The 24,587-nt window shown below is 71.6% G+C and carries 22 protein-coding genes; 14 read left to right on the top strand and 8 right to left on the bottom strand.

The features are described 5' to 3' along the window. The first annotated feature begins 617 nt into the window (after window positions 1-617). From OG875_RS10530 to OG875_RS10520, 3 genes are read left to right on the top strand one after another with little or no spacing between them, the layout of a single operon-like run. Window positions 618-1,835, top strand: coding sequence for an acylneuraminate cytidylyltransferase (locus OG875_RS10530; protein WP_330177693.1), 1,218 nt, complete (start codon window positions 618-620; stop codon window positions 1,833-1,835). Window positions 1,836-1,845: 10 nt separating this feature from the next. After that, complete coding sequence (locus tag OG875_RS10525) at window positions 1,846-2,784, top strand: N-acetylneuraminate synthase family protein (protein ID WP_330173963.1); 939 nt, start codon at window positions 1,846-1,848, stop codon at window positions 2,782-2,784. Between the two features lie 5 nt (window positions 2,785-2,789). Beyond that, window positions 2,790-3,860, top strand: a complete 1,071-nt coding sequence (locus OG875_RS10520) for a hypothetical protein (RefSeq protein ID WP_330173962.1) — start codon at window positions 2,790-2,792, stop codon at window positions 3,858-3,860. A gap of 44 nt (window positions 3,861-3,904) precedes the next feature. Here OG875_RS10520 and OG875_RS10515 read toward each other — a convergent pair whose 3' ends face one another. The 3 genes from OG875_RS10515 to OG875_RS10505 form a co-directional block, all read right to left on the bottom strand. Continuing rightward, window positions 3,905-4,588, bottom strand: a complete 684-nt coding sequence (locus OG875_RS10515) for a hypothetical protein (protein ID WP_330173961.1) — start codon at window positions 4,586-4,588, stop codon at window positions 3,905-3,907. A 46-nt stretch (window positions 4,589-4,634) separates the two neighbouring features. Further along, window positions 4,635-6,980, bottom strand: coding sequence for a hypothetical protein (locus OG875_RS10510; protein WP_330173960.1), 2,346 nt, complete (start codon window positions 6,978-6,980; stop codon window positions 4,635-4,637). A gap of 72 nt (window positions 6,981-7,052) precedes the next feature. Next, on the bottom strand, window positions 7,053-7,484 hold the full coding sequence (locus OG875_RS10505; RefSeq protein WP_330177692.1) for a hypothetical protein: 432 nt from the start codon (window positions 7,482-7,484) through the stop codon (window positions 7,053-7,055). A 509-nt stretch (window positions 7,485-7,993) separates the two neighbouring features. Here OG875_RS10505 and OG875_RS10500 point away from each other — a divergent pair. From OG875_RS10500 to OG875_RS10465, 8 genes are all read left to right on the top strand, one after another. Then, window positions 7,994-9,241: an amidohydrolase gene (locus tag OG875_RS10500; RefSeq protein ID WP_330177691.1), complete on the top strand. Its 1,248-nt coding sequence runs from the start codon at window positions 7,994-7,996 to the stop codon at window positions 9,239-9,241. Between the two features lie 162 nt (window positions 9,242-9,403). After that, window positions 9,404-10,453, top strand: coding sequence for a BMP family lipoprotein (locus OG875_RS10495; RefSeq protein ID WP_330173959.1), 1,050 nt, complete (start codon window positions 9,404-9,406; stop codon window positions 10,451-10,453). A 438-nt stretch (window positions 10,454-10,891) separates the two neighbouring features. Further along, window positions 10,892-12,418, top strand: coding sequence for an ABC transporter ATP-binding protein (locus OG875_RS10490; RefSeq protein WP_330177690.1), 1,527 nt, complete (start codon window positions 10,892-10,894; stop codon window positions 12,416-12,418). Beyond that, the gene (locus OG875_RS10485) at window positions 12,415-13,647 is read left to right on the top strand and encodes an ABC transporter permease (RefSeq protein WP_443079095.1); all 1,233 of its coding nucleotides are present in this window, start codon (window positions 12,415-12,417) and stop codon (window positions 13,645-13,647) included. Before OG875_RS10490 ends, OG875_RS10485 begins: the two co-directional genes overlap by 4 nt. Continuing rightward, entirely contained in the window at window positions 13,644-14,909 is a 1,266-nt protein-coding gene (locus OG875_RS10480; RefSeq protein ID WP_330173958.1) for an ABC transporter permease, read from the top strand. Before OG875_RS10485 ends, OG875_RS10480 begins: the two co-directional genes overlap by 4 nt. Beyond that, window positions 14,906-15,313 (top strand): cytidine deaminase, encoded by a 408-nt coding sequence (locus OG875_RS10475; protein ID WP_330173957.1) that lies wholly within the window; start codon window positions 14,906-14,908, stop codon window positions 15,311-15,313. The genes OG875_RS10480 and OG875_RS10475 overlap by 4 nt, the downstream gene beginning before the upstream one ends. Before the next feature lie 90 nt (window positions 15,314-15,403). After that, complete coding sequence (locus OG875_RS10470) at window positions 15,404-16,681, top strand: thymidine phosphorylase (RefSeq protein ID WP_330173956.1); 1,278 nt, start codon at window positions 15,404-15,406, stop codon at window positions 16,679-16,681. A gap of 137 nt (window positions 16,682-16,818) precedes the next feature. Beyond that, window positions 16,819-17,262: an STAS domain-containing protein gene (locus tag OG875_RS10465; protein ID WP_330173955.1), complete on the top strand. Its 444-nt coding sequence runs from the start codon at window positions 16,819-16,821 to the stop codon at window positions 17,260-17,262. Here the strand turns inward: OG875_RS10465 and OG875_RS10460 are convergent. Together OG875_RS10460 and OG875_RS10455 are read right to left on the bottom strand one after the other, a co-directional pair. Then, a complete protein-coding gene (locus tag OG875_RS10460) occupies window positions 17,198-18,175 on the bottom strand; it encodes a sigma-70 family RNA polymerase sigma factor (RefSeq protein ID WP_330173954.1) in 978 nt (325 codons plus the stop codon). The two genes, OG875_RS10465 and OG875_RS10460, sit on opposite strands and share 65 nt — an antisense overlap. A 281-nt stretch (window positions 18,176-18,456) precedes the next feature. Beyond that, window positions 18,457-19,746 (bottom strand): MFS transporter, encoded by a 1,290-nt coding sequence (locus OG875_RS10455; RefSeq protein ID WP_330173953.1) that lies wholly within the window; start codon window positions 19,744-19,746, stop codon window positions 18,457-18,459. A gap of 62 nt (window positions 19,747-19,808) precedes the next feature. Here OG875_RS10455 and OG875_RS10450 point away from each other — a divergent pair, with 62 nt between their 5' ends. Further along, window positions 19,809-20,819: a LysR family transcriptional regulator gene (locus OG875_RS10450; protein ID WP_330173952.1), complete on the top strand. Its 1,011-nt coding sequence runs from the start codon at window positions 19,809-19,811 to the stop codon at window positions 20,817-20,819. 43 nt (window positions 20,820-20,862) lie between these two features. On the opposite strand, the gene OG875_RS10445 is transcribed toward OG875_RS10450, so the two are convergent. Further along, window positions 20,863-21,543, bottom strand: coding sequence for an alpha/beta hydrolase (locus OG875_RS10445; RefSeq protein ID WP_330173951.1), 681 nt, complete (start codon window positions 21,541-21,543; stop codon window positions 20,863-20,865). A gap of 241 nt (window positions 21,544-21,784) precedes the next feature. Here OG875_RS10445 and OG875_RS10440 point away from each other — a divergent pair, with 241 nt between their 5' ends. Both OG875_RS10440 and OG875_RS10435 read left to right on the top strand, forming a co-directional pair. Further along, a complete protein-coding gene (locus OG875_RS10440; RefSeq protein WP_330173950.1) occupies window positions 21,785-22,930 on the top strand; it encodes an adenosine deaminase in 1,146 nt (381 codons plus the stop codon). A 155-nt stretch (window positions 22,931-23,085) separates the two neighbouring features. Next, a complete protein-coding gene (locus tag OG875_RS10435) occupies window positions 23,086-23,415 on the top strand; it encodes an ATP-binding protein (RefSeq protein WP_330173949.1) in 330 nt (109 codons plus the stop codon). 85 nt (window positions 23,416-23,500) lie between these two features. Here the strand turns inward: OG875_RS10435 and OG875_RS10430 are convergent, their stop codons facing one another. Continuing rightward, window positions 23,501-23,704 carry a PspC domain-containing protein gene (locus OG875_RS10430; RefSeq protein ID WP_330173948.1) on the bottom strand — a complete coding sequence of 68 codons (204 nt, stop codon included), beginning with the start codon at window positions 23,702-23,704 and terminating at the stop codon, window positions 23,501-23,503. Between the two features lie 89 nt (window positions 23,705-23,793). After that, entirely contained in the window at window positions 23,794-24,372 is a 579-nt protein-coding gene (locus OG875_RS10425; RefSeq protein WP_330173947.1) for a VanZ family protein, read from the bottom strand. Between the last annotated feature and the right edge of the window lie 215 nt (window positions 24,373-24,587).

The raw sequence follows: 24,587 nt of genomic DNA, 5'->3' as shown, positions 1-24,587 counted from the left end.
CCGACCCGAAGACCGCCGCTTCGGCGGAGGGCCGCGCGGTGAGCCCGGTGCACGGCGACGTGGCGGCTGCGGCGGCTGCTGCGGTTGTGCCCGGCTCCGTGGCCGCTCCCGGCTCCGGCTCGGTGGAGGCCCCGGTTCACGGTGACGTGGAGGCCCCGGTTCACGGTGACGTGGCGGCTGCTGGGGTCGTGCCCGGCTCCGTGGCCGCTCCCGGCTCCGGCTCGGTGGTGGCCCCGGCCTCCGGCCACGCGACCGCTCCTGTGTCCGGCTCCGACCACACGGCGGCCGCGGCGGTCGTGCCCGGTCATGCGACGGCTGCGGCCGTCGTACCCGGCCCCGTGGCCGCGCCGGTTCCCGGCCCCGGCCCTGCGGTGACCTCGTCCGTCCCGCCCGGCTCCGCGGCGACCTCGGCCGTCGTGCCCGGCCCCGGCCCCCGGGTGCGTCGTCGCACCCTGCCGGGCGACGCGCTCGCCGGTTACGGCTGGTCCGGCTGGTCCGGCGGGGCCGAGCAGGCATCCGCCGACGCGGCGGAGGAACGCCCGTACGGACGGCACGACGCCGGGGGAGCACACACCCCCGCGCACCAGCACGACGCAGCAGAGCAAGGAGAACCCCCCATGACCGTCCTCGCCGTGATCCCCGCCCGCGGTGGATCCAAGGGCGTCCCCGCCAAGAACCTCGCCCAGGTCGGCGGAGTCCCGCTCGTCGTGCGCGCCGTGCTCGCCTGCCGGGCCGCCCGGCGGGTGACCGACGTCGTCGTCTCCACCGACGACGCGGCCATCGCCGACGCCGCCCGCGCCGCCGGCGCCGACGTCGTCCTGCGGCCGGCCGCCATCGCGGGCGACACCGCGACCAGCGAGGCGGCCGTCCTGCACGCCATGGACGCGTACGGCGCGATGCGCGGTGCCGCGTACCGGACCGAGGTCGTCCTCCTCGTGCAGTGCACCAGCCCCTTCATCACCCCCGGCGACCTCGACGGCGTCGTGGCCGCCGTCACCGACGGAGGCGCCGACAGCGCGCTGACCGTCGCCCCGACGCACGGCTTCATCTGGCGCTCCGAGAGCGACGGCTTCGGCGTCAACCACGACAAGTCGAACCGGCCCCGCAGGCAGGACCGCCCCCAGGAATACCTGGAGACCGGCGCCGCCTACGCGATGCGCGCCGACGGCTTCCGGGACGCCGGACACCGCTTCTTCGGGCGCACCGAACTGGTGAGCACCGACCCCGAGCGCGTGCTGGAGATCGACGACCCGCACGACCTGGAGCGGGCCCGCGCCCTCGCGCCGCTCCTGGACACGCCCGCGCTGCCCGGCCGCGCCGACATCGACGCGGTCGTACTGGACTTCGACGGCACCCAGACCGACGACCGGGTGCTCGTCGACTCGGAGGGCAAGGAGACCGTCGCCGTACACCGCGGCGACGGCCTCGGAATCGCCGCCCTCCGCCGCGCCGGCCTGGAACTGCTCATCCTCTCCACCGAGCAGAACCCGGTCGTCGCCGCACGCGCCCGCAAGCTGCGCGTGCCGGTGCTGCACGGCATCGACCGCAAGGATCTCGCACTGAAGCAGTGGTGCGACGAACACGGGGTCACCCCTGAGCGGGTGCTGTACGTCGGGAACGACGTCAACGACCTCCCGTGCTTCGCGCTCGCCGGCTGGCCGGTGGCCGTCGCGAGCGCTCACGACGCCGTACGCGCGGCGGCCCGTGCCGTCACCACGACCCCCGGCGGCGCCGGGGCGATCCGTGAGATCGCCACCTGGCTCCTCGGTCCCGGTCTGGACGTCAACACCCCCGCGCCCCCCCATGGCACCACCGCCGACATCTCGACCAAGTAAGGACCTTCTGATGAGCTCGCTGAGCACCAACTCCCGTCTCCGTACCCTCGGCACCCGCACCGCGGGTCCCGGCCGCCCCGTCTACGTGACCGGTGAGATCGGCATCAACCACAACGGCGACATCGACAACGCGCTCGCGCTGATCGACGCCGCCGCCGAGGCCGGCTGCGACGCCGTCAAGTTCCAGAAGCGCACCCCGGAGATCTGCACCCCGCGCGACCAGTGGGACATCGAGCGCGACACCCCCTGGGGCCGGATGACGTACATCGACTACCGTCACCGGGTCGAGTTCGGCGAGGACGAGTACCGCACCATCGACGCCCACTGCAAGAAGCGCGGCATCGACTGGTTCGCCTCCCCGTGGGACACCGAGGCCGTCGCCTTCCTGGAGAAGTTCGACGTCCCCGCCCACAAGGTGGCCTCCGCGTCCCTCACGGACGACGAGCTGCTGCGCGCCCTGCGCGCCACCGGACGCACGGTCATCCTCTCCACCGGCATGTCGACGCCGAAGCAGATCCGCCACGCGGTGGAGGTGCTGGGCAGCGAGAACATCCTGCTCTGCCACGCCACGTCGACCTACCCGGCCAAGGCCGAGGAGCTGAACCTGCGGGTCATCAACAGCCTCCAGGCCGAGTACCCGAACGTGCCGATCGGCTACAGCGGCCACGAGACCGGTCTCCAGACCACCCTCGCCGCCGTCGCCCTCGGCGCCGCGTTCGTCGAGCGCCACATCACCCTCGACCGCGCCATGTGGGGCTCCGACCAGGCCGCCTCCGTCGAGCCGCAGGGCCTCACCCGCCTCGTCCGCGACATCCGCACCATCGAGGCGTCCCTCGGTGACGGCGTCAAGAAGGTGTACGAGTCGGAGCTCGGCCCGATGAAGAAGCTCCGCCGGGTCGCCGGTGTCGTCGCCGAGTCCGCGGACGGCGCACAGCCCGTGGCGGTCTGACAGCCATGAGCCGTCCCTCCGGGGTGCGCACGCCCCCGCCCAGCGCCATCGCATTCGTGGAGAGCCCGGTCCAACTCCTGAACGTGCTGGAGTGGGCGCGGGCGAGCGCGACCGGTGCGGAACTCACCGTGGTCGTCCTGTCGCCCACCGACCCCATGTCGCGCGGCCAGCTCCGCCGGATGGCCGAGCTGGCCCGCGACGCGGGCTTCACGGTGCGCTGGCAGGAGGCCCGCGGCGGCGCGGGAGCGCCGCTGCGGACCGTACGGGAACTGGCCCCGCTGCTGCGCGGGGCCCGGCGGATCGTCATCGGCGACCCGTTCTCCCGCTACGTACAGCTGCTGCTGACCCTCGTCAGCGGCAAGGAGCTGACCGTCGTGGACGACGGGACGGCGACGATGGAGTTCATCGCCCAACTCGTGCACGGCGAACCGCTGGTGCGCTGGCACCGCCGGGGCGGTCGGCGCGGGCCGCGCGAATTGGTGCTGGCGCCGGTCTCCGCCGTCGCGCGGCGCCGGCTCACGCCCTCGCGCACCCGCGGCGTCGAGGTCTTCACCTCGATGCCGGTGGAGGCGGTGCCCGGCATCACGGTCACCCCGAACACCTTCGAGTGGACCAAAGCCACCTTCGGCCCGCCCCGGATCGCCAAGGGCGCGGACATGGTCGGCACCTCGCTCGTGGAGACGGGCGTGGTCGACCTGGAGCAGTACGTGACGGCGGTCGGCTCGCTCGCCCGCACCCACGGCGCGAAGCGGTACTTCGCGCACCGCCGCGAGAGCGTGGAGAAACTGCACCGGCTCGCCACCGAGACGGGGCTGGAGATCGTACGGCCCGACCTGCCGCTGGAACTGATCGCCCGGCGCGGCCCGATCGGGTCGACCGTGCTCAGCTTCCCGTCGACGGTCGTGCACACCCTGCCGCTCGCGCTCGCCGGCACCGGCGTGCGGGTCGCGGTGTGGGACATCGCGCCGGAGTGGCTGAAGGACAACGCGTCACCACGCGCGCAGGGCTTCCTGTCCGGGGTCACGGGAACGGCCAGGGACGTCCACAGGCTGCCGAGGCTGCCCGCCTCCGCGTGAGGCGGGCAGCCGCAGCGCGCGGCGCCGTTCGGTGCCGCGGCGGGCTACGACGCCGGGACGAGTGACGGCTCGGGCTTGAGCCCGCCGCCGTCCTCACACTTCAGCTCCTTCGCCATGGCGAGGGCGAAGGAGTGGGCGAGGGTGGCGTAGGCGTTCTTGAGCGGTCGCACATCACCCTCGGCCTCCGTCGGCATTGCCCGTGACTGCGCCCAGACACTGACGTGGTCGGGCGACGCGAGAGGCTTGTCCTCCGGCGAGCAAGGGAACGTGACGAACGCGGAGTCGTGAGCCGCACCGGCTTTCTCGCCCATGGGAAGCCTGGTGAATTTCCGGGCGGTGTCCTCCTTCGGCGGGGTGCTGCTCAGTCTCCAGACGATACGAATCTCATCGGCCGGGCCGCCGGATTCGGGACGCGGATAGATACTGCAGATCTCTCCGGTCCCGGAGCCCAGGGGTGCGGCCACTCCGGTCAACTCCCCGGCCGCGGCGGCGACGGCGGACTCCCCACCGGTGGGAGCGAACAAGGTCGTACCGGTGATGACTTCGAGCGCCCCGGCCGCGCCCTTGTTCACGGCTCCCACGGCGCACAGTTCGTCGGCCGTCACGGACGTGTCGGCCGCCTTCGCGTCCGTGCCGCCGGATCCACCGCAGCCCACGGCCCCGAACCCCAGGGAACCGGCCAGGGCCACGCAGAGGAGCCCGTGTGTCCTCCGGCGGGTGGTCATCATCAGCATCCTTCTCCGTAGACGTCGTGGTGCCGGTTGACGGGTGCCTTCAGCCGGTTTCCGGATCGTGGCCCTGTTGCTCGGCACGACTGTTGCCCTTTTGATAGCCGGCCAGTTGGGATTCGGTGAGATCAGCGCCGAACTCGCCCTCGGGATCTATTCCATTTCGCGCCATGAACTCGTTCAGCGGCGCCATGGCCCGACCTTCGCCGGAGGAATAGATCGTGCGCCTTTCGCCCTCGTTCAATTCCTTGACCTTGTCCTCGTTCTCGTCCACCGATTTCTCGGAGATCGCACCGACGATCTGGCCGACGGTCCCTTCGACCAGGGGTGGGCCGGCGTCGGAGGCGAGCGGGATGAGGACCGCGGCCGCGCCCACCGCCGGAGCGGCGGGCAGGAAGGCGACAGCAGCGCCCACCCCGACAGCCGTCCCGAATTCGATCAAACCAGCGCGTTTGGCTACCGCCTTCTCGAATTCCTCATGGCTGTCGAGGTTGTCGGCAATCACCTGGTCGGCGCGTGTCTGGTCGAGCATGCCCTGCACCTCGGAGCCGACACGGATGGCGGTCCTGGCGCCCCCCTCATCGACCTTGCCGTCCGGTCCGACCTGCGCCTCCAGCACGCTGCGGGTGTAAACCTGCTCGGCGGTGGAGAGCGTGGCATAGGCGTCGGGGTGCTGACCCACGGCGCTGAGGAAATCGCGGACGGTGCTCTCGCCGTCGCCGCCGGAGGAGTAGTCGAAGTCGATGCGGCCTTCCGTCGGCCCCCCACCGAACACGCTGCCGGGGCCGGTGCCTGCGAGCGCCCAGTTGATGTCGTTGATGTAGCCGGCTCCCATGGTCCCGAGACTGTCCGCCAGCGCCTTCTGCTGATCGAGCAGGGCCGGGTCCGTCCCGTACTTCTCCATGACCTGCCGCATGACCGCCGCGTTGTCCGCGTCCCGCGCGACGTTGCCGTCCGGGTGTCCGGCCGGATAGCCGAGGGTCGCGGCTTCCAGTGCCCGGCCCAGGGCGTCGGGCATGTGGGCGACGGATTTCTCCGCGTCGTCCGGGTGATGCCCGTTGATGTCGGGGAAGCTTTCCCACTTCTCGTTGCCGAAGAAGTCGAGGTAGTTGGTGATCGCGGTGTCGCCGGTCTTGCCGAGGCCGGCCGTCGCGCCGGCGTTGACCGTGCCGTCCTCGTTGTACGCGGTCGGCGGGTCGGTGAAGAACTGCTTTGCCGCGTCCGGGCTGTTGCCGAGGGCCTCCAGCATGGCGGTCATCGGGTCGTAGCCCGCGCCGCCCGCGCCCGACGGGTTGAACGGGTTCGCCATCGTGCCGGGCATCATCTTGCTGTCGGCGAACAGGTACGGGTCCTTCTGGTGGAGCTGGGCCACGTGTTCGGCCATCGGGTTGAGGAACTTCGGGTCGTAGTTCCCGGTCCGCATGATGCCGCCGAGGAGCTGGTACCCGAAGGCCCCGTTGTAGTCACCCTTGTACAACGGGATGCGTTCCGTGCCCAGTTTGCGCAGCTCCGGGCCCCATTCGGCGGTGAACTTCGGGTCGTGGGAGGCGGTGGCCAGGTTCAGCCCCAGATTCCGCTGAAGTTCCTGTACGTCCTTGAGCCGTTCGCTGTCGACCTTGCCGTAGGTGGACGTGTCGGTGGCCAGCTCACCGAAGAACGCGAGGGACTTCTCCGGGCCGAGCTTCTCGTAGAAGTTCCTGGAGAACTCCACCGACTTGCCGTTGTCCGCCAACAGCTCGTTGAGGGCCTGGAGTTCGGTGTGGGTGAGGTCCCGGCCCCTGGCCGCCAGCGCGGCGGCCCGCGCGGCCTCCTCCTGGTCCAGCTTCGTGTACGTCGGGCCGCTGAAGTCCTTGCGGTCGGTGACGTTGGCCTCCAGGGCGTTCTTGAACGCCACGTCGGTGTCACCGCAGGTCTCGACGATCTTGTCGATCTTCGCCTGCCAGGCTGCGACGTTCCGCCTTTCCTGCCGGAGGATCTCCTGGTAGTCCGGATCGTGCGCGCGCTGTTGCGGCGTCAGCTCCTGGATCGAGTTCCGGGCGGTGACCTTGCCCGTGGCGCCCACGTGGACACCGGCCGCCGGACCCTCGTGGTCGCGGATGTTCAGCAGGTCGTCCCTGGCCTTCTTGATGGCCGCGTAGCCGTCGTCCAGGATCAGCTTCACGCCCTTCGCCTCGGCGGCGGCGTCCGTGAACTCCTTGGCCGTCTTGGCGATGAACTCCTTGGTGACGCCCGCGTTGACGCCCTGCCAGGCGGCCTTGTCCGCACCGGACTTCATGCCGTCCTGGGCGTCCTGGGCCAGCCGGTCCAGTTTGCCGGTCATCTCCGCCCAGTCGTCGGCGGCTGCCTTCAGCTTCTCCACCGGGGCATCGACGATGTCCTCGTACTTCAGCATGCCGAACTTCCCCCGACCGCTCCGTCACGTGTCCTGTGCGCCTGTCCGGTTCGTGTGTCCGGTGCGCGTGTACTACTTCAGGTATTCCGAAAGCTTGGAGACCGAGGTCAGATCGCCCTCGATCTTCACCTCGTCCTTGGAGTGGGCGGCCTTCGTGTAGTCCAGGTGGTTCGAGATCCGCGCGCAGGCGTCGAGCAGTGTCCTCAGATGCGTGCTCCAGCGGTCGTTCACCTTGAGCAGCGCGGAACCGCTGGTGAACTGGCTGTTGGTCAGCGCGATCGCCGCGTCGTGGGTGGTGGTACGGGCGTGGTCGCCGTCCTTGGAGAGGCGGACCCGCAGACCGTACGCGTCGTTCCCGATCCGGCCGAGGTCGTCCCGGTTGACCACCAGATCGGCCGCGCCGCCCCCGCCTCCGCCGCCGTCGGCCGGAAGGCTGTTGAGCCGCATGGAGTTGCGCTGGGCCGCGGCCTCACGGAGTCCGGCCCATTCCTCGTCGAACGACATGAATCCCCCGTACGCGTGCCGACCGCTCCGTCCGGTGAACGTGGTCACGGACTCGTACATCTCGCATACACCGTAACGGTTTTGCCGTCGCGGCCGTCAAGTGACCTTGTGAGGAAGGGGAGTTGTGCCGACTTCACCTGAGGCCGCGGGCGCCTGCGGGGAGCACCGGTCTCCGGCGCCCGGCTCGCCCGACACGGAGGCCGGTGTCGGACACCTCGGCACGGGTCGTCCGCCCCGGGCGTCCGGGCGGCCGGTCACCGTCCGTACGGTGGCGGGGCAGGGCCGTACAGCCGTACGGAGAGGCGGAACGGGACACGGCCCCGGCGCTCCGGACCGGAGCGGCCGTCACTGTCCGTCGCCACCCCACGACGGAGGGGCGAGTTTACCCGCCCCCGGGATCCGCTACTCGCTCCTCGCCGCCCTTTCTTACGCCTTTCGGGCTGAAGTTTTGTTGATCGCCGGGCAGCCGCCCCCTCCGAGGGCCTACCCTTCAACAGGTGAACCAGTTGATGTCCCGCGAGTCCGAAGCCGATGCCGACCAGTCCGGAGAGTCCAGCGCGACGGCGCTGCCCGGCACGCTGCCCGAAGCGCTGCGTACCGAGCTGATCGCCTTCCGCAGAGACATGCACATGCACCCGGAGCTGGGCAACCAGGAGTTCCGTACCACCGCCGCGCTCAAGCGCCGCCTGGAGCAGGCCGGTCTCACCCCGCGCGTTCTCAACACCGGCACCGGACTCTTCTGCGACATCGGCACCCACGACGGGGCCACCGGCGCCCGCCCCATGCTCGCGCTGCGCGCGGACATCGACGCCCTGCCGATCCCGGACACCAAGGCCGGGGTCGCGTACCGCTCCACCGTGCCCGACCGCGCGCACGCCTGCGGTCACGACGTCCACACCACCGCCGTCCTCGGCGCCGGTCTCGTCCTGGCCGAGCTGGCCCGCGAGGGCCGGCTGCCCCAGCCGGTGCGGCTGATCTTCCAGCCCGCCGAGGAGGTGCTGCCCGGCGGCGCCCTCGACGCGATCGAGTCCGGTGTCCTGGAGGGCGTCGGCAAGATCGTCGCCGTGCACTGCGACCCGCGTGTGGACGTCGGCACCATCGGCCTGCGTACCGGCCCCATCACCTCCGCCTGCGACCGGCTGGAGGTCTCCCTCGACGGCCCCGGCGGCCACACAGCCCGCCCGCACCTGACCACCGACCTGGTCACCGCCGCCGCCAAGGTCGCCACCGAGGTGCCCGCGCTGCTGGCCCGCCGCGTCGACGCCCGCGCCGGACTCGCGCTCACCTGGGGCCGGATCGCCGCCGGTCACGCGTGCAACGTCATCCCGCAGCACGCCGAACTCTCCGGCACCGTCCGCTGCCTGGACCTGAAGTCCTGGCGCGAGGCGCCGGACCTGGTGCACGCGGCGATCGACGAGATCTCCGCGCTCTACCACGCCAAGTCGCAGATCAACTACGTGCGCGGGGTGCCGCCTGTCGTCAACGATCTGATGGTGGCGGAGCTGCTGCGGGACGCGCAGACCGCCCGGCGCGGTGTCCAGTCGATCGAGGACACCGAACAGAGCCTGGGCGGCGAGGACTTCTCCTGGTACCTGGAGCAGGTGCCCGGCGCGATGGCCCGGCTCGGTGTCCGGATTCCGGGGGACACCGCCCGGCGGGACCTGCACCGGGGCGATTTCGACGTGGACGAACGGGCGATTCAGGTCGGTGTGGAGCTTTTCACCGCCGCCGCGCTGATTGACGGCGACCGTTCGTAACCGGATATGTCGTTTCCCGTTATCGGAGGTTTCGTATCCTGTTCGCGACGATCCGATAACGGCTTCCGTACAGGGCTTTATCTGACATCTACGCGCGTTACGATCGGCGCGAAACCAGCGCCGAGCAGAGGCGCTTTTTGGTCGCCTTGAAGGAGCCCTCCCTTGCGCCGGATCACCAGGATCGCAACCGTGGGCGTCGCGTCCGCGGCGCTCGCGCTGACCGCCACCGCGTGTGGCAACACCTCCTCCTCGGACGCCGCGTCCGACTCCAAGGAGAAAAGCGTCGCCCTCGCCTACGACATCGGTGGTCGCGGCGACCAGTCGTTCAACGACGCCGCGTACGCGGGTCTGGCCAAGGCCGAGAAGGAACTCAAGGTCAAGGGCCACGACGCCGAGCCCTCCGACGGTGAGGCCGACGCGGACAAGATCCAGCGTCTGACCGAGCTGGCCCGCGCGGGCAACAACCCGGTGATCGGCGTGGGCTTCGCCTACGCGCCGGCCATCAAGAAGGTCGCCCCGAAGTTCCCGAAGACCACCTTCGGCATCATCGACGACGCCTCCGTGACCGGCGCGAACATCGCCAACATGGTCTTCAACGAGGAGCAGGGCTCGTACCTCGCCGGTGTCGCGGCGGCCAAGGCCAGCAAGTCCAAGACCGTCGGCTTCATCGGCGGCGTCGAGACCCCGCTGATCAAGAAGTTCGAGGCGGGCTACGCGCAGGGCGTCAAGGACACCGACCCCTCGGTGAAGGTGCTCACCCAGTACCTGACCCAGCCGCCGAACTTCGACGGCTTCTCCAAGCCCGACCTCGGCAAGGCCGCCGCCCAGGGCCAGCTCGACAAGAAGGCCGACGTGATCTACGCGGCGGCCGGTCTGGCCGGCTCCGGTTCCATCGAGGCGGTCTCCGCCGCGGGCAAGTGGAACATCGGCGTCGACTCCGACCAGTACAAGCAGGCCGGTCTCGCGCAGTACAAGGACAGCATCCTCACCTCGGTCACCAAGGACATCGCCGACGCGGTGTTCAACCTGATCAAGTCGGTCGAGGACGGCAGCCCGCAGAACGGCGAGATCCGCTACGGCCTCGACAAGGACGGCGTCGGCCTCACCGACTCCAACCCGGCCTACACCAAGATGGCCGAGGTCACCGCGGCCGTGGACAAGGCCAAGCAGGGCATCATCGACGGTTCCATCACCGTCAAGACCGCTCCGTAGTCACGTAACGACCGCGGCCGGCGGCCACGCCGTACGAGAGACACGGACGACGTCACCGAACCGCGGGCCCGGAGCGACGGCGCGAGCCGCCGCCGCTCCGGGCCCCGGTCACGAGAACCGGCCCCGGTCGTGGTCACGGCCCCGGTCGTGGTCGCGGTCGCGAGGACCGGGACCCGGTCGGTCACGGCGACCGCAGGGGTCACGGCGACCGGCCCGATCGGTCGCCGGATTCCGGTCCCGATCGGTCACGAGATCCGGGCCGGTCACCGGAAACGGCCCCCTTCTCCGCAAGATCTACGCTCACGATTCGGCAGCGCTACGCGTGTAGATGCCTCTCCGGCGCGATAGCTTCACCCCCGCCCTGCCCTCCGCCCCGCCCCCGCTCCTGGCCAAGGAGAGTGCGTCATCAACGCGTCCAGCAGTCCCCCCGCCGTCGAACTGCACGGCATCACCAAGCGGTTCCCCGGCGTCGTCGCCAACCACGACATCGCCCTCACCGTCCGCAAGGGCACCGTGCACGCCCTCGTCGGTGAGAACGGCGCCGGCAAGTCGACCCTGATGAAGATCCTCTACGGCATGCAGAAGCCCGACGAGGGAACCATCACCGTCGACGGCCGGCCGGTCACCTTCACCAGCCCCGCCGACGCCATCGCGCGCGGCATCGGCATGGTGCACCAGCACTTCATGCTCGCCGACAACCTCACCGTCCTGGAGAACGTCGTCCTCGGCGCCGAGAAGCTGCACGGCATCGGCCAGGGCGCCCGCCGGAAGATCACCGAGATCTCCGACGCGTACGGCCTCGGGGTCCGCCCCGACGCCCTCGTCGAGGACCTCGGGGTCGCCGACCGCCAGCGCGTGGAGATCCTCAAGGTCCTCTACCGGGGTGCCCGGATACTCATCCTGGACGAGCCCACCGCGGTTCTCGTCCCCCAGGAGGTCGACGCGCTCTTCGACAACCTGCGCGAGCTCAAGGCCGAGGGCCTCACCGTCATCTTCATCTCGCACAAGCTGGGCGAGGTGCTGTCCGTCGCGGACGACATCACCGTCATCCGGCGCGGTACGACGGTGGGCACGGCCGACCCCGCGCACACCACGACCAAGCAGCTCGCCGAGCTGATGGTCGGCAGCGAACTCCCCTCGCCCGAGACCCGCGAGTCGACCGTCACCGACGTCCCCGTGCTCACCGTCACGGACCTGCGGCTCACCGCGACCGACCCCGACGGTGTCGTCCGCGAGGTGCTCGCCGAGATCGGCCTCACCATCCACCGCGGCGAGATCCTCGGCATCGCGGGCGTCGAGGGCAACGGCCAGACCGAGCTGATCGAGACCCTGATGGGCCTGCGCGACCCGGACGGCGGCGTGATAGCGCTCGACGGCGCCGACATCTCGCACGCGCCCACCCGCACCCGCCGGGAGAGCGGCATCGGCTACATCCCCGAGGACCGGCACCGGCACGGACTCCTGCTGGACGCGCCGCTCTGGGAGAACCGCATCCTCGGCCACGTCACCGAGCGGCCCAACAGCCGCCGCGGACTCCTCGACCCCAAGGCGGCGCGCACCGACACCAAGCGCATCGTGGTCGAGTACGACGTCCGCACGCCCGGCATCGACGTCACGGCCGCCTCCCTGTCCGGCGGAAACCAGCAGAAGCTGATCGTCGGCCGCGAGATGAGCCACGCCCCGAAGCTGCTGATCGCCGCGCACCCGACACGCGGTGTCGACGTCGGCGCGCAGGCCCAGATCTGGGACCAGATCAAGGCCGCCCGCCGGGACGGACTCGCGGTGCTGCTGATCTCCGCCGACCTGGACGAGCTGATCGGTCTCTCCGACACCCTGCGCGTGATGTACCGCGGCCGGCTCGTCGCCGACGCGGACCCCGCGACCATCACCCCGGAGGAACTGGGCACCGCCATGACCGGCGCCGCCACCGGACACCTGGCAGCCCCGGAGGACGAGGCCCGATGAAGAAGTTCGACAAGGACCGGCTGATCCTGGGCCTGGCCGGCCCGGTACTCGCACTGGTCGTCGCCATCGCCCTCACCACGGTGGTGCTGCTCGTCTCGGGCACCAACCCGTGGGAGCCGTACCGGATCATGTTCCAGTCGGCGAGCTACGTCGACGTCCAGGTCCTGATCGTCAACCAGGCCGGTACGTACTATCTCGCCGCGCTCGCCGTCGCCGTCGGCTTCCGGATGAACCTGTTCAACATCGGGGTCGACGGCCAGTACCGGCTCGCCGCGATGATGGCCGCGCTCGTCGGTGCCAGCGTCAGCCTGCCCGGCCCGCTCCAGATCGCCCTCATCGTCGTCACGGCGATGCTCGTCGGCGCCTTCTGGTCCGGTATCGCGGGCATCCTCAAGACCACGCGCGGGGTGAGCGAGGTCGTCTCCACGATCATGCTCAACTCCATCGCCACCAGCCTCGTCGCCTGGCTGATCCTGCCGAAGAACTTCGGCGAGCAGCCCGCCGGGTCCAACAACCTGACGACGGGCGAGATCCCGGAGTCCGGCTGGTTCCCCGGCCTGTCCATGGGCGCCGAGGCCGGTGAGATCTACGGCTTCACGTTCGTCGCCGCGCTCTGCGGTGTCATCTACTGGTTCGTCCTCGGCCGCACCCGCTTCGGCTTCGACCTGCGCGCCACGGGCGCCAGCGAGAGCGCCGCGCAGGCGTCCGGTGTCGACGCCAAGAAGATGGTCCTCACCTCGATGCTGATCTCGGGCGCGGTCGCGGGCCTGGTCGGTATGCCGACACTGCTCGGCGACAGCCACACGTACAGCCTCGACTTCCCCACCGGTATCGGCTTCACCGGCATCACCATCGCGCTGCTGGGCCGCAACCACCCGGTGGGCATAGCCTTCAGCGCCCTGCTGATCGCCTTCCTCGACAAGTCGTCCGCCTCTCTCGACCAGCACGGGTACGAGAAGGAAATCGCGACGATCATGCAGGGCCTGATCGTGATCTCCGTCGTGGTCAGCTACGAACTGGTCCGCCGTTACGGCCTCCGCCGCCAGCAGCAGAAGGTCGGCGAGGAACTCGCGGCGGGCGGCGCGATCCGCACCGAGGCCGACTCCGGGCCACCCGGTCCCGGCTCCGACGGCCCCGGCACCGGCTCGGGTTCCGACGGCCCCGGTCCTGGTTCCGACGGCCCCGGCTCCGATTCCGTGTCCAAGAACGACAAGGGGGCTGCCCTGTGAGTACCAGCACCGTCACCGCGACGAGCGCGGCTCCCAAGAAGGGCGGGGGCCGGCGCAAGCTGACCCTGCCCGTCGTCCTGCTGATCATCGCGGGCGGACTGGCCCTGATCTCCCTGGTGCGGCTGATCAGCGGCGCCGACGACATCACCTCCGTCGGCCAGGTGGCCGGCGCGCTCGAACTCGCCGTCCCCATCGGCCTCGCCGGACTCGGCGGCCTGTGGGCGGAGCGCGCGGGCGTCATCAACATCGGCCTCGAAGGGATGATGGTCCTCGGCACCTGGTTCGGCGCCTGGGCCGGATTCCAGTGGGGCCCCTGGGTCGGTGTCCTCTTCGGCATCCTCGGCGGCGCGCTCGGCGGACTGCTGCACGCGATCATCACCGTCACCTTCGGCGTCAACCACATCGTCTCCGGTGTGGCCATCAACATCCTCGCCGTGGGCGTGACCCGCTACCTCTCCAACTTCACCTTCGCCACCGAGCCCGGCGGCTCCTCCAAGCAGTCGCCACGCATCGACTCGATCACCGAGATCACCATCCCCGGACTCGCCGACGGGCTGGCGGATCTCCAGCAGAAACACTGGTTCCTGATCTCCGACATCGCCGGGGTCCTCGGCGGACTGGTGACCGGCCTGTCGCTGCTGACGATCGTCGCCCTGCTGCTGATCCCCGGCACCTGGTGGATCCTGTGGCGTACGTCCTTCGGGCTGCGGCTGCGCTCCTGCGGCGAGAACCCGATCGCCGCCGAGACGCTGGGCGTCAACGTCTACAAGTACAAGTACATCGCCGTCACCGTCTCCGGCGGCCTCGCCGGCCTCGCCGGTGCCTTCCTGGCCATCGTCGCCACCGGCATCTACCAGGAGAACCAGACCGGCGGGCGCGGTTACATCGGTCTCGCCGCGATGATCTTCGGCAACTGGATGCCGGGCGGCATGGCGCTGGGCGCCGGGCTGTTCGGCTTCACCGACAGCCTCAAGCTGCGCGGCGGCGCGGAGAACGTGCACGCCATGCTGCTCCTGCTGGCGATCCTGCTGGTGCTCGTCGTGGGCTGGCAGCTCTACAAGCGCAAGTACGTCTCCGCCGGGATCTCGGCGGCCGTCGCCGCGGTGCTGTTCCTCTGGTACGGGCTGACGGACCAGGTCCCGAGCCAGTTCGTGGACGCCGCCCCGTACGTGACGACCCTGCTCGTCCTCGCCCTGTCCGCACAGCGGCTGCGCATGCCGAAGGCCAACGGCATGACGTACCGCAGAGGCCAGGGCACATGACGGGCGCCGCCACCGACGCCGGTGTCGACTGGGAGGCCCTGCGCGCGGCGGCCCGGGACGCCATGTCCCGCGCGTACGCCCCGTACTCGGGCTTCCCGGTCGGCGCCGCCGCCCTGGTGGACGACGGCCGCACCGTCACCGGCTGCAACGTGGAGAACGCCTCGTACGGCCTCGGCCTGTGCGCCGAGTGCGGGCTGGTCTCCGCGCTGCACAGTACGGGCGGCGGCCGGCTCACCCACTTCACGTGCGTCGACGGCGCGGGCGCGCCGCTCGTGCCGTGCGGCCGGTGCCGTCAGCTGCTGTACGAGTGCGGCGGGCCCGGCCTGCTGCTGGACACCCCGGCGGGCATCGTCACGCTCGCCGACATGCTTCCGCAGGCGTTCGGCCCGCAGCACCTCGCGTAACTCCGGTTCGCGCGGCTCCCGTTCGCGCCGGCCCCGTTCGCGCCGGCCCCGTTCACGCCACACCCGTTCGCTCCCGCCGTAAGGAACACCATGGACGTCATCTCCGTCATCCGCACCAAGCGGGACCGCGGCGAGCTGAGCCCCGAGCAGATCGACTGGGTCATCGACGCCTACACGCGCGGTGACGTCGCCGACGAGCAGATGTCCGCCCTCGCCATGGCGATCCTGCTCAACGGCATGAACCGGGCGGAGATCGCCCGCTGGACCGCCGCCATGATCAACTCCGGCGAACGCATGGACTTCTCCTCGCTGTCCCGCCCCACCGCCGACAAGCACTCCACGGGCGGCGTCGGCGACAAGATCACACTGCCGCTCGCGCCGCTGGTCGCCGCGTGCGGCGCGGCCGTGCCGCAGCTCAGCGGGCGCGGCCTCGGCCACACCGGCGGCACCCTCGACAAGCTGGAGTCCATCCCCGGCTGGCGGGCCCGGATCTCCAACGCCGAGATGCTGGACGTGCTCGGCTCCGCCGGCGCCGTGATCTGCGCCGCCGGGGACGGTCTGGCCCCGGCCGACAAGAAGCTGTACGCGCTGCGCGACGTCACCGGCACCGTCGAGGCGATCCCGCTCATCGCCTCCTCGATCATGTCCAAGAAGATCGCCGAGGGCACCGGCTCGCTCGTCCTGGACGTCAAGGTCGGCTCCGGCGCCTTCATGAAGACCGTCGAGGACGCGCGTGAACTCGCCGCGACGATGGTCGGCCTCGGCACCGACCACGGCGTACGGACCGTGGCGCTGCTCACCGAGATGGCCACCCCGCTCGGTCTCACCGCGGGCAACGCCCTGGAGGTACGGGAGTCGGTCGAGGTCCTGGCGGGCGGCGGCCCGGCGGACGTGGTCGCGCTGACGCTGGCCCTGGCCCGCGAGATGCTGGACGCCGCCGGTCTGCCGGACGCCGACCCCGCCGGTGCGCTGGCCGACGGCTCCGCCATGGACGTCTGGCGCCGGATGATCGCGGCCCAGGGCGGCGACCCGGACGCGGCGCTGCCCGAGGCCCGGGAGCACGAGGTGATCACGGCGCCGACCTCCGGGGTGCTGACCCGGCTCGACGCGTACGACATCGGCGTCGCCGCCTGGCGGCTCGGCGCGGGCCGGGCCCGCAAGGAGGACGCGGTGCAGGCGGGCGCGGGCGTCGAACTGCACGCCAAGCCGGGCGACACCGTGACGGCGGGCCAGCCGCTGCTCACGCTGCACACCGACACCCCGTCGAGGTTCGACTACGCGCGGGAGACGCTGACGTCGGCGTACGACATCGCCCCGGCCGGGACCGCGTTCACCGCGTCCCCGATCGTGCTCGACCGGATCGCCTGACGCTCCCCTCCCGGCGGTCCGTACGCGTCCTGTACGAGTCCGCTGCGGGGCCTCCGCGGGGGACCCGCGCGGGACTCGTACGGACCGTGTCCGGGGCGCTGCGATGAGTTCCGGCCCCGGGGCCGGTCTCATCGGGTGTGGAAGCCATCAAGACGATCCTTGTCGGCCTGCGCGGACCGGTCACCGCGGCGGACGTCCCCCAGCTCTGCGACCAGCTGGCCGCGCGGCTGAGGGACAGCGGGGCCACCGACGCCGTGTGCGACGTCGCCGCCCTCGGCCGCCCGACCGCGGTGACCGTGGACGCCCTGGCCCGGCTGCACCTCGTCGCCCGCCGGCACGGCTGCCGGATGCGGCTGCGGGGCGCGTGCCCCGAACTGCTCCTGCTGCTGAACCTGACGGGCCTGACGGAGGTCCTGCGGCCCGAGGGAACCACCCGCGACGGCGGCTCCGACGCGGGCCGGGGACCCCCGGGGCACCCGGACCGGCGGAACGGGCGGGCGGGTCCTACCCGGCGTCCTACTCCAGCCGCGCCGGGAGGTCGAACAGCGGGAACCAACGCTCCGTGTCCAGGAACGAGTTGATCCCCGTGATCCGGCCGTCCGCGATCTCGATGACCATGAGCGCCCACGCCGTGTACCCGTCGCCGTCCGGGCTCGGGTGGTAGTGCGCGAACGCGGGCGTGCCGTTGGCCACCGTCGGGACCAGCCGGGAGCCCCGGCAGACCTCGCCGACCCCGAGCATCCAGCCCACGATGTTGTCGTGGCCGCGCAGCCACAGGTCGTACGGGGGCATGGAGAGCGTCGCGTCCTCATGGAGGAGGGCGGTCAGCGCCTTCATGTCGTAGCCCTCGAACGCGGCCACATACCGCTCCAGAAGCTCCTTCTGCTCCTCGTCCAGCGGGTCCGCCGCGTCGGTCGCGGCCGGCGCGGACTCGGCGATCGTCGCGCGGGCCCGCTGGAGCGCGCTGTTGACCGAGGCGACCGTCGTCCCCAGCAACTCGGCGACCTCGCTGGCCTTCCAGGCCAGCACCTCGCGCAGGATCAGCACGGCGCGCTGCTTCGGCGGCAGATGCTGGAGCGCGGCGACGAAGGCCAGCCGGATCGTCTCCCGCTCCACCGCCGTCTCCGCCGGGTCCACCACGGAGGGCAGCACCCGCCCGTCGGGCACCGGCTCCAGCCAGGTGACCTCCGGACGTGAGTTCAGCTTCGCCTGGGACACCGGGGTCGCCTCCGAGAGATCCATCGGCCTCGCCCGTCGATTGCCCGCGTTGAGCATGTCGAGGCACACGTTCGTCGCGATGCGGTAGAGCCAGGACCGCAGCGAGGAGCGGCCCTCGAACTTGTCGAAGCTCCGCCAGGCCCGCACCATCGTGTCCTGCACGGCGTCCTCGGCCTCGAAGGCCGAGCCCAGCATGCGGTAGCAGTAGCCGGTCAGCTCCGTCCGGTGCTTCTCCAGCCGTGAATCAAGATCCTCTGTTGTCGCCAGATCACTCATCGGGTCACCCCAGTCGCCCCCTATGGAACCGTCCCTCGGAAGCTACCTCAGCCCACTGACAATCGCCCCGCTACAGGCGAAAGTCCCAGGTCCCCGGGGCGTACGTACTTTCGGCGGCCCGTCCTGCTCCGGCGGCGCGTGCCTCCGCGTGCCCGGTGGCGCGTACGTCCGGGTGGCGGGTGGCGGGTGGCGGGTGGCGGGTGGCGGGTGGCGGGTGGCGCGTGCCTCTGCCCGGCGGCTCGTACGTCCCGGTGGCCCGCCCGATCGGCGACCCGCCCCGTTCAGCGCCCCGCCACCACCGGGGCCCGCCGCTCCACGCGGGCCGCGTGCGTCCCGTACAGCGTCACCGAGACCACCCCGAGCACCGCGAGCAGCCCCAGCGCGGCCGTCGCGTTCCAGCCGCCCGCGTGGAACGCCACCGCGCCCAGCGTGCCGCCCGCGCTGCTGCCCATGTAGTAGGCGCTCTGGTAGAGCGCCGACGCCTGTGCGCGGCCCGTCCTGGCCGTCCGGCTCACCGCCGACGAGGCGACCGCGTGGCCCGCGAAGAAGCCCGCCGTGATCAGGACCAGCCCGGACAGTACGGCCACGAGCGAGTCCGTCAGCGACAGCAGCAGCCCCGCCGTCGTCGTCCCGACCGCCAGGTACAGCGCGCCGCGCCGCCCCAGCCGCCCCACCAGCCGCCCGGCCGCCGCCGAGGAGACCGTACCGACGAGATAGACCAGGAAGACGGAACCGATCACGCCCTGCGGCAGGCCGAACGGCGCCTCCGCGAGCCGGAATCCGATCGCCGTGTAGACCGCGCCGAACACCGTCATGAAGAGGGCGCCGATCGCGTACAGCCGGCGCAGCAGCGGGTCGGCCAGATGACCGCCGACGGTCCGCGCCAGCGTGCGCGGGTCGAGCGTGCCCGGCGTGAAGTGGCGCGGCCTCGGCAGCAGGACCCGGAACACCACCACGCACACCAGCGCGAGCAGCCCGATCGCCGCGAGCCCGGCGCGCCAGCCCCACACCTGGCTGATCCAGCCCGCCACGATCCGGCCGCTCATGCCGCCGACACTGTTGCCGGCCACGAACAGCCCGATCGCGCCCACCAGCGCCCTCGGCGGTACCTCCTCCGCGAGATACGCCATCGCGGAGGCGGGCAGCCCGGCCAGTGCCGCGCCCTGGACCGCGCGCAGCGCGATCAGCCACTCCAGGTTCGGCGCGAACGGCACGAGCAGTCCGACGGCCACCGCGACCGTCAGCGAGACGGTCATCAGCGTGCGCCGGCCGAAGCGTTCGGACAGGGCGCTGAGCGGCAGGACGAACAGGGCGAGCGCGCCCGTGGCGGCCGACACCGTCCAACTCGCCTGCCCCGCCGTGACCCCGAGGTCGGCGGCGACGGCGGGCAGCAGTGCCTGGGTCGAGTAGAGCAGGGCGAAGGCCGCGATCCCGGCGGCGAAGAGGGCGAGGCTCATCCGGCGTTGGCCAAGGCGGCCGGGAGCCGGGGCGGAGGTGTCGGCGGTTGTTCCGGTGGACGCGGAGGTGAGGGCACCCGTGCGGACGGGCGCCTCTGTACTGAGGTCGGGCATACGACGAACGTACGGAGCCTTCTCTCATGCGTCCAATGCATGGAATCGCCATAATCGTTCCCATGGCGCATCAACGCAGGTCCGACCCCCGGCCGTCATCGAGCGGTTACGTACACGACACCGCACCGTCGAGCCGGCCGCCCGCCCCGCCACCCACGGCGGACCTCGACCCCGCGTCCTGGTCCGCGCTGCTGGCCCCGCGCCTCGCCCAGTTCGCGGGCGTCGCCCGCCACGAACACGTCACCCGCGCCGCGCAGGACATGAACGTCCCGCAGTCCACGCTCTCCCGCGCCATGGTCCGGCTCGAACAGGACCTGGGCGTCGCCCTGTTCGCGCGCACCGGCCGAACCGTCTCGCTCACCCCCGCCGGCCGTGCCTTCCTCACCTCCGTGGAAGGCGCCCTCGCGGAGGTGGAACGGGCGGCGGAGTCCGTACGCGCCGACGCCGACCCCGCCTCGGGCAAGGTCGCCTTCGGCTTCCTGCACACGATGGGCTCCGAGACCGTCCCCGAACTGATCCGCGCCTTCCGCGCCGACCACCCCCGGATCCGCTTCCAACTCGTCCAGAACTACGGCGAGGCGATGCTGGAACGCCTGCGCGCGGGCGACCTGGACCTCTGCCTCACCTCCCCGGTCCCCGAGGCCCCCGACCTCGTCGCCCGCCGCCTCGACGAACAGCGGCTGCTCCTCGTCGTCCCCGACGACCACCGGCTGGCCACCCGCCGCCGGGTCCGGCTCGCCGAGGCGGCGGACGAGACGTTCGTGACCCTCGAACCGGGTTACGGGCTGCGCCGCATCACCGACGACCTGTGCGAGGCGGCCGGGTTCCGCCCCCGGGTCGCCTTCGAGGGCGAGGAGGCCGAGACCCTGCGCGGCCTGGTCGCGGCGGGCCTCGGCGTCGCGCTGCTGCCGCCCCCGGCGGTGGCCCGCCCCGGCGTCGTGGAACTGACCGTCACGGCGCCCCGCGCCGTCCGCGAGGTGGGTGTCGCCTGGCTCGACGGCCACCCCGACACGCCGCCGGTGGCGGCCTTCAAACGCTTCCTGCTCTCCCGCCGGGGCCGCCTGCTGCCGTAGGGCTCGCGGCACCCGGCACGCGCCGGCCGGGGCACCCGCCGCGTCACCGTCGCAGCGACCGCCCGAAGCCCGCCGCCAGCGGCATCCGCAGGCCCAGCGGCGGCGGCGCCGCCAGGGCGTCGGCGACCGGGCGCGAGTAGGTGCGCGACAGCAGCGCCCCCAGGACGAAGTCCGTCGCCAGCGCCAGGACCTCGCCGTGGTGCTGGCGCAGCGCGTGCCCGTCCGAGTGAACCTCGAAGCGGCAGGTGTGCCGGTTCGCCTTCCGGGCACGTTCCGCCAGCCGGTAGGAGAGCGTGGGGTCGCTGCGCTCGTCGTTGGTGCCGTGCACGATCAGCACCTGCCGCCCCGCCAGCTGCGTCACCGGCTCCGGCTCACCGCCCGCCGGCCCGTCGGGCAGCCAGGGCGCCAGCGCCAGTACGGAGCTGACCGCCGGGTGACCGGCGGCGCGCAGGGCCGCGCGTCCGCCCATGCCGTGCCCGGCCAGACAGACCGGCACGTCGCCGTAGCGCCGTACGACCTCGTCCGCCGCCCACAGGGCGTCCGCCGAGAGCTGCGCGTCGGCGCCGTTCCACCCGCGCGAGCGGTAGCGCACCATGTGCACCAGCAGCCCCTCGGGCGCTCCCGCGCGGGCCAGTGCCCGCGCGAGCGGCAGCATCGAGGCCCAGGCCACGGCGGAGGGCCCCCGCGCGGACGTCTGCTCGCCCGGCGGCAGCACGAGCACCACCCCGCCCACCTCAGGAGGCGGGGTCGGGGCGGAGACCGCCCGTCCCAGCCTCGCCCGTGACTCCGTACGACGTCCACGCACCCCCGTGCCACGCCCCGGCGCGCGCCCGCCGGGGCCGGGAACCGCCCGCTGTCCCATAACAGAACAGTCTCAGAAGGTGAGGTGTACGTCAGCCGTACCCGTGGTCACCGTTGGGTATCGGCGACGAGTGATCTACGCGCGTAGGCGTTAGGCTGGCGACATGACGAGCCAGACCCGCCGGCCGCCCACGGCCGACCAGATCCGCCGCGCCCCCAAGGTGCTTCTGCACGACCATCTCGACGGGGGCCTGCGCCCCGCCACGATCGTCGAACTCGCCCGTGAGAACGGCTACGACGGCCTTCCCGAGACCGATCCCGACAAGCTCGGCCTCTGGTTCCGCGAGGCGGCCGACTCCGGCTCGCTGGAGCGGTATCTGGAGACCTTCGCGCACACCTGCGCCGTCATGCAGACCCGCGACGCGCTGTTCCGGGTCGCCGCCGAGTGCGCCGAGGACCTGGCGCGGGACGGTGTCGTGTACGCGGAGGTGCGCTACGCCCCCGAGCAGCACCTGGAGGCCGGGCTCACCCTCGAAGAGGTCGTGGAGGCCGTCAACGAGGGCTTCAAGGAGGGCGAGCGGCGGGCCCGCGCGGCCGGCCACCGGATCCGCGTCGGCGCCCTGCTGACCGCGATGCGGCACGCCGCCCGCGCGCTGGAGATCGCCGAACTGGCCAACCGCTACCGGGACTCGGGCGTCGTCGGCTTCGACATCGCGGGCGCGGAGGCGGGCTTCCCGCCCACCCGCCACCTCGACGCCTTCGAGTTCCTGAAGCGCGAGAACAACCACTTCACCATCCACGCGGGCGAGGCGTTCGGCCTGCCCTCGATCTGGCAGGCGCTCCAGTGGTGCGGCGCCGACCGGCTGGGCCACGGCGTACGCATCATCGACGACATCGAGGTCGCCGAGGACGGCTCGGTCACGCTGGGACGGCTCGCCTCCTACGTACGCGACAAGCGGATCCCGCTGGAGCTGTGCCCCAGCTCCAACCTCCAGACGGGCGCCGCCGCGTCGATCGCCGAACACCCCATCGGCCTGCTGCGCCGGCTCCACTTCCGTGCGACGGTCAACACCGACAACCGGCTGATGAGCGGCACGAGCATGAGCCGTGAATTCGAGCTGCTGACCGAGGCGTTCGACTACACGCTCGACGACATGCAGTGGTTCTCCGTCAATGCGATGAAATCAGCATTCATTCCTTTCGATGAACGACTGGCCATGATCAACGACGTGATCAAGCCCGGATATGCCGAGCTGAAATCCGAATGGCTGTTCACGCAGACCGCCACGACCAGCGATTCTCTGGGCTGAGCAGCACGATCGACGTGCCGCCGGAGCGGACCGGGACACGCGTCCCGGTCCGCTCCGGGGTGTTTGCGGACGGAGTGCGGCCATGGCTAGCTTGCGGGGCCGCTCGTATTCCATTTCCGTCGCTTTCCCCCATTCCCCAAGGGACGTCATTCCTCATGAAGCACTCCGCCGCCAAGACTCTCGGTGTCGCCGCCCTCGGCGCCGCCTTCGCCGCCACCGCCGCGGGTAACGCGTCCGCCGCGACCCCCGCCGTCCCGGACGCCGGTGCCGCCCTCGGCGGCGTCACCAAGACCCTCCCGACGGAGTCCCTCACCGCGAACCTCCCCGACGGCACCTCCGAGGGTGTGACCGCCGCCCAGAGCGCCCTCGGCAGCGGCGTCGGCACGGTCAGCCACACGGCCCCCACGGCCCTCTCCGCCGTCACGGCGGCCAACCCCCTCACGGGCCTGCTGGGCGGCCTCCCGATCGGCGCCCTGGGCAAGTAGCAGGACGGCCCCGGGCCACGCACCACGACGGCGGGGTCCTCCCGAAACTCCTGGGGGACCCTGCCGTGCGGTCGTCGCCGCCCGTCTACCAGGCGGAGGTCGTCGCGTGCTTCTCGCTCGGCAGGAATGCCCAGAGCGCCAGGTACAGCAGCACCTGGGGGCCGGGCAGCAGGCAGGAGACCAGGAAGATCACGCGCATCGTCGTCGCGGAGGTGCCGAAGCGCCTGGCCAGCGCCGCGCACACTCCACCGATCATGCGTCCCTCGCTCGGGCGGACAATCGTGGACATGTCGGTCTCCTTCGTGAGTCCTGGGCGGGAGCTTCTCGTGCGCTCCCCATGACTCCATGGTGCTCCCGAAGTCCGGACAAAGCATCGCTCTACGGGGCGATGCCGACCCTGGTAATCGTCGGGGTCGTGCCCTGAGACGACGGAGACGACGCCTCACGCCGGGCGCGGCCCTCGTCGCGCGCCTCGGACACCCCGCGTCCCACGCCCCGGCCGCGCCGCAGCCACGCCCGGCCCGCCGGGACGACCAGCAGGTGCGCGAGCGCCACGCCGACCGTGTTGAGCAGCAGCGAGTCCACGTCCACGACCTGCCCGGGGATCCCGGTCTGGAGCAGTTCGATCGCCAGGGAGATCAACGCCCCGGCCGCCGACGTACGGGCCAGCGAGGCCAGCGGCGAGACGGTCAGCCTGCCCCCCGCCGCGGGGAGGAGAACCCCGAGCGGGGCCAGCAGGAGCAACCCCTCGCTGATCCGCCGGAACGCCTGGAGCGGCCCGAGGGCGAGATCGGCCTTGATGCCCGCGAGCGGTTCGAAGTTGGCCGCGGTCATCCACATCACGTCCAGCGGGCGCAACGTCAGCCACGCGACGAGCAGCAGATGCGCGAGGAGGAGGATGACCCCCGCCACGCGGAAGCGGAAAGCGGCACTGCCGCCGGGACCTTGGCGCTGCACGACCCCCAAGACGCGGCCGTCGCCGCCAACGGTTCCGGGCCGTTCCAAATGGAGGCCCGCGTGAGACCGGTGTCACTCCCGGGCGGCCGACGGCCCCGGCCGCCCGGCCCGCACGTCCGCGCGGCGCGCCCTCTTCAGGAGGCGGCGGTTCGGGGAGGCGGAAGGCGCGCCAAGCGGACCCGTCGTGCGGCACGCCCTCCTCAGGAGGCGGACGA

This window comes from Streptomyces sp. NBC_01498 (genome assembly GCF_036327775.1).
Classification (GTDB): Bacteria; Actinomycetota; Actinomycetes; order Streptomycetales; family Streptomycetaceae; genus Streptomyces.
This window is presented reverse-complemented; position numbering and strand designations above follow the sequence as displayed.

What these genes read in the sequence shown, in the direction of transcription:
- OG875_RS10440 (WP_330173950.1), top strand. Translation starts at nt 21,785, where the DNA reads ATGACGAGCCAGACCCGCCGGCCGCCCACGGCCGACCAGATCCGCCGC.
- OG875_RS10460 (WP_330173954.1), bottom strand. Translation starts at nt 18,175, where the DNA reads ATGAGTGATCTGGCGACAACAGAGGATCTTGATTCACGGCTGGAGAAG.
- OG875_RS10475 (WP_330173957.1), top strand. Translation starts at nt 14,906, where the DNA reads ATGACGGGCGCCGCCACCGACGCCGGTGTCGACTGGGAGGCCCTGCGC.
- OG875_RS10525 (WP_330173963.1), top strand. Translation starts at nt 1,846, where the DNA reads ATGAGCTCGCTGAGCACCAACTCCCGTCTCCGTACCCTCGGCACCCGC.
- OG875_RS10485 (WP_443079095.1), top strand. Translation starts at nt 12,415, where the DNA reads ATGAAGAAGTTCGACAAGGACCGGCTGATCCTGGGCCTGGCCGGCCCG.
- OG875_RS10515 (WP_330173961.1), bottom strand. Translation starts at nt 4,588, where the DNA reads ATGATGACCACCCGCCGGAGGACACACGGGCTCCTCTGCGTGGCCCTG.
- OG875_RS10530 (WP_330177693.1), top strand. Translation starts at nt 618, where the DNA reads ATGACCGTCCTCGCCGTGATCCCCGCCCGCGGTGGATCCAAGGGCGTC.
- OG875_RS10450 (WP_330173952.1), top strand. Translation starts at nt 19,809, where the DNA reads ATGGCGCATCAACGCAGGTCCGACCCCCGGCCGTCATCGAGCGGTTAC.
- OG875_RS10470 (WP_330173956.1), top strand. Translation starts at nt 15,404, where the DNA reads ATGGACGTCATCTCCGTCATCCGCACCAAGCGGGACCGCGGCGAGCTG.
- OG875_RS10435 (WP_330173949.1), top strand. Translation starts at nt 23,086, where the DNA reads ATGAAGCACTCCGCCGCCAAGACTCTCGGTGTCGCCGCCCTCGGCGCC.
- OG875_RS10455 (WP_330173953.1), bottom strand. Translation starts at nt 19,746, where the DNA reads ATGCCCGACCTCAGTACAGAGGCGCCCGTCCGCACGGGTGCCCTCACC.
- OG875_RS10520 (WP_330173962.1), top strand. Translation starts at nt 2,790, where the DNA reads ATGAGCCGTCCCTCCGGGGTGCGCACGCCCCCGCCCAGCGCCATCGCA.
- OG875_RS10500 (WP_330177691.1), top strand. Translation starts at nt 7,994, where the DNA reads ATGTCCCGCGAGTCCGAAGCCGATGCCGACCAGTCCGGAGAGTCCAGC.
- OG875_RS10430 (WP_330173948.1), bottom strand. Translation starts at nt 23,704, where the DNA reads ATGTCCACGATTGTCCGCCCGAGCGAGGGACGCATGATCGGTGGAGTG.
- OG875_RS10505 (WP_330177692.1), bottom strand. Translation starts at nt 7,484, where the DNA reads ATGTCGTTCGACGAGGAATGGGCCGGACTCCGTGAGGCCGCGGCCCAG.
- OG875_RS10510 (WP_330173960.1), bottom strand. Translation starts at nt 6,980, where the DNA reads ATGCTGAAGTACGAGGACATCGTCGATGCCCCGGTGGAGAAGCTGAAG.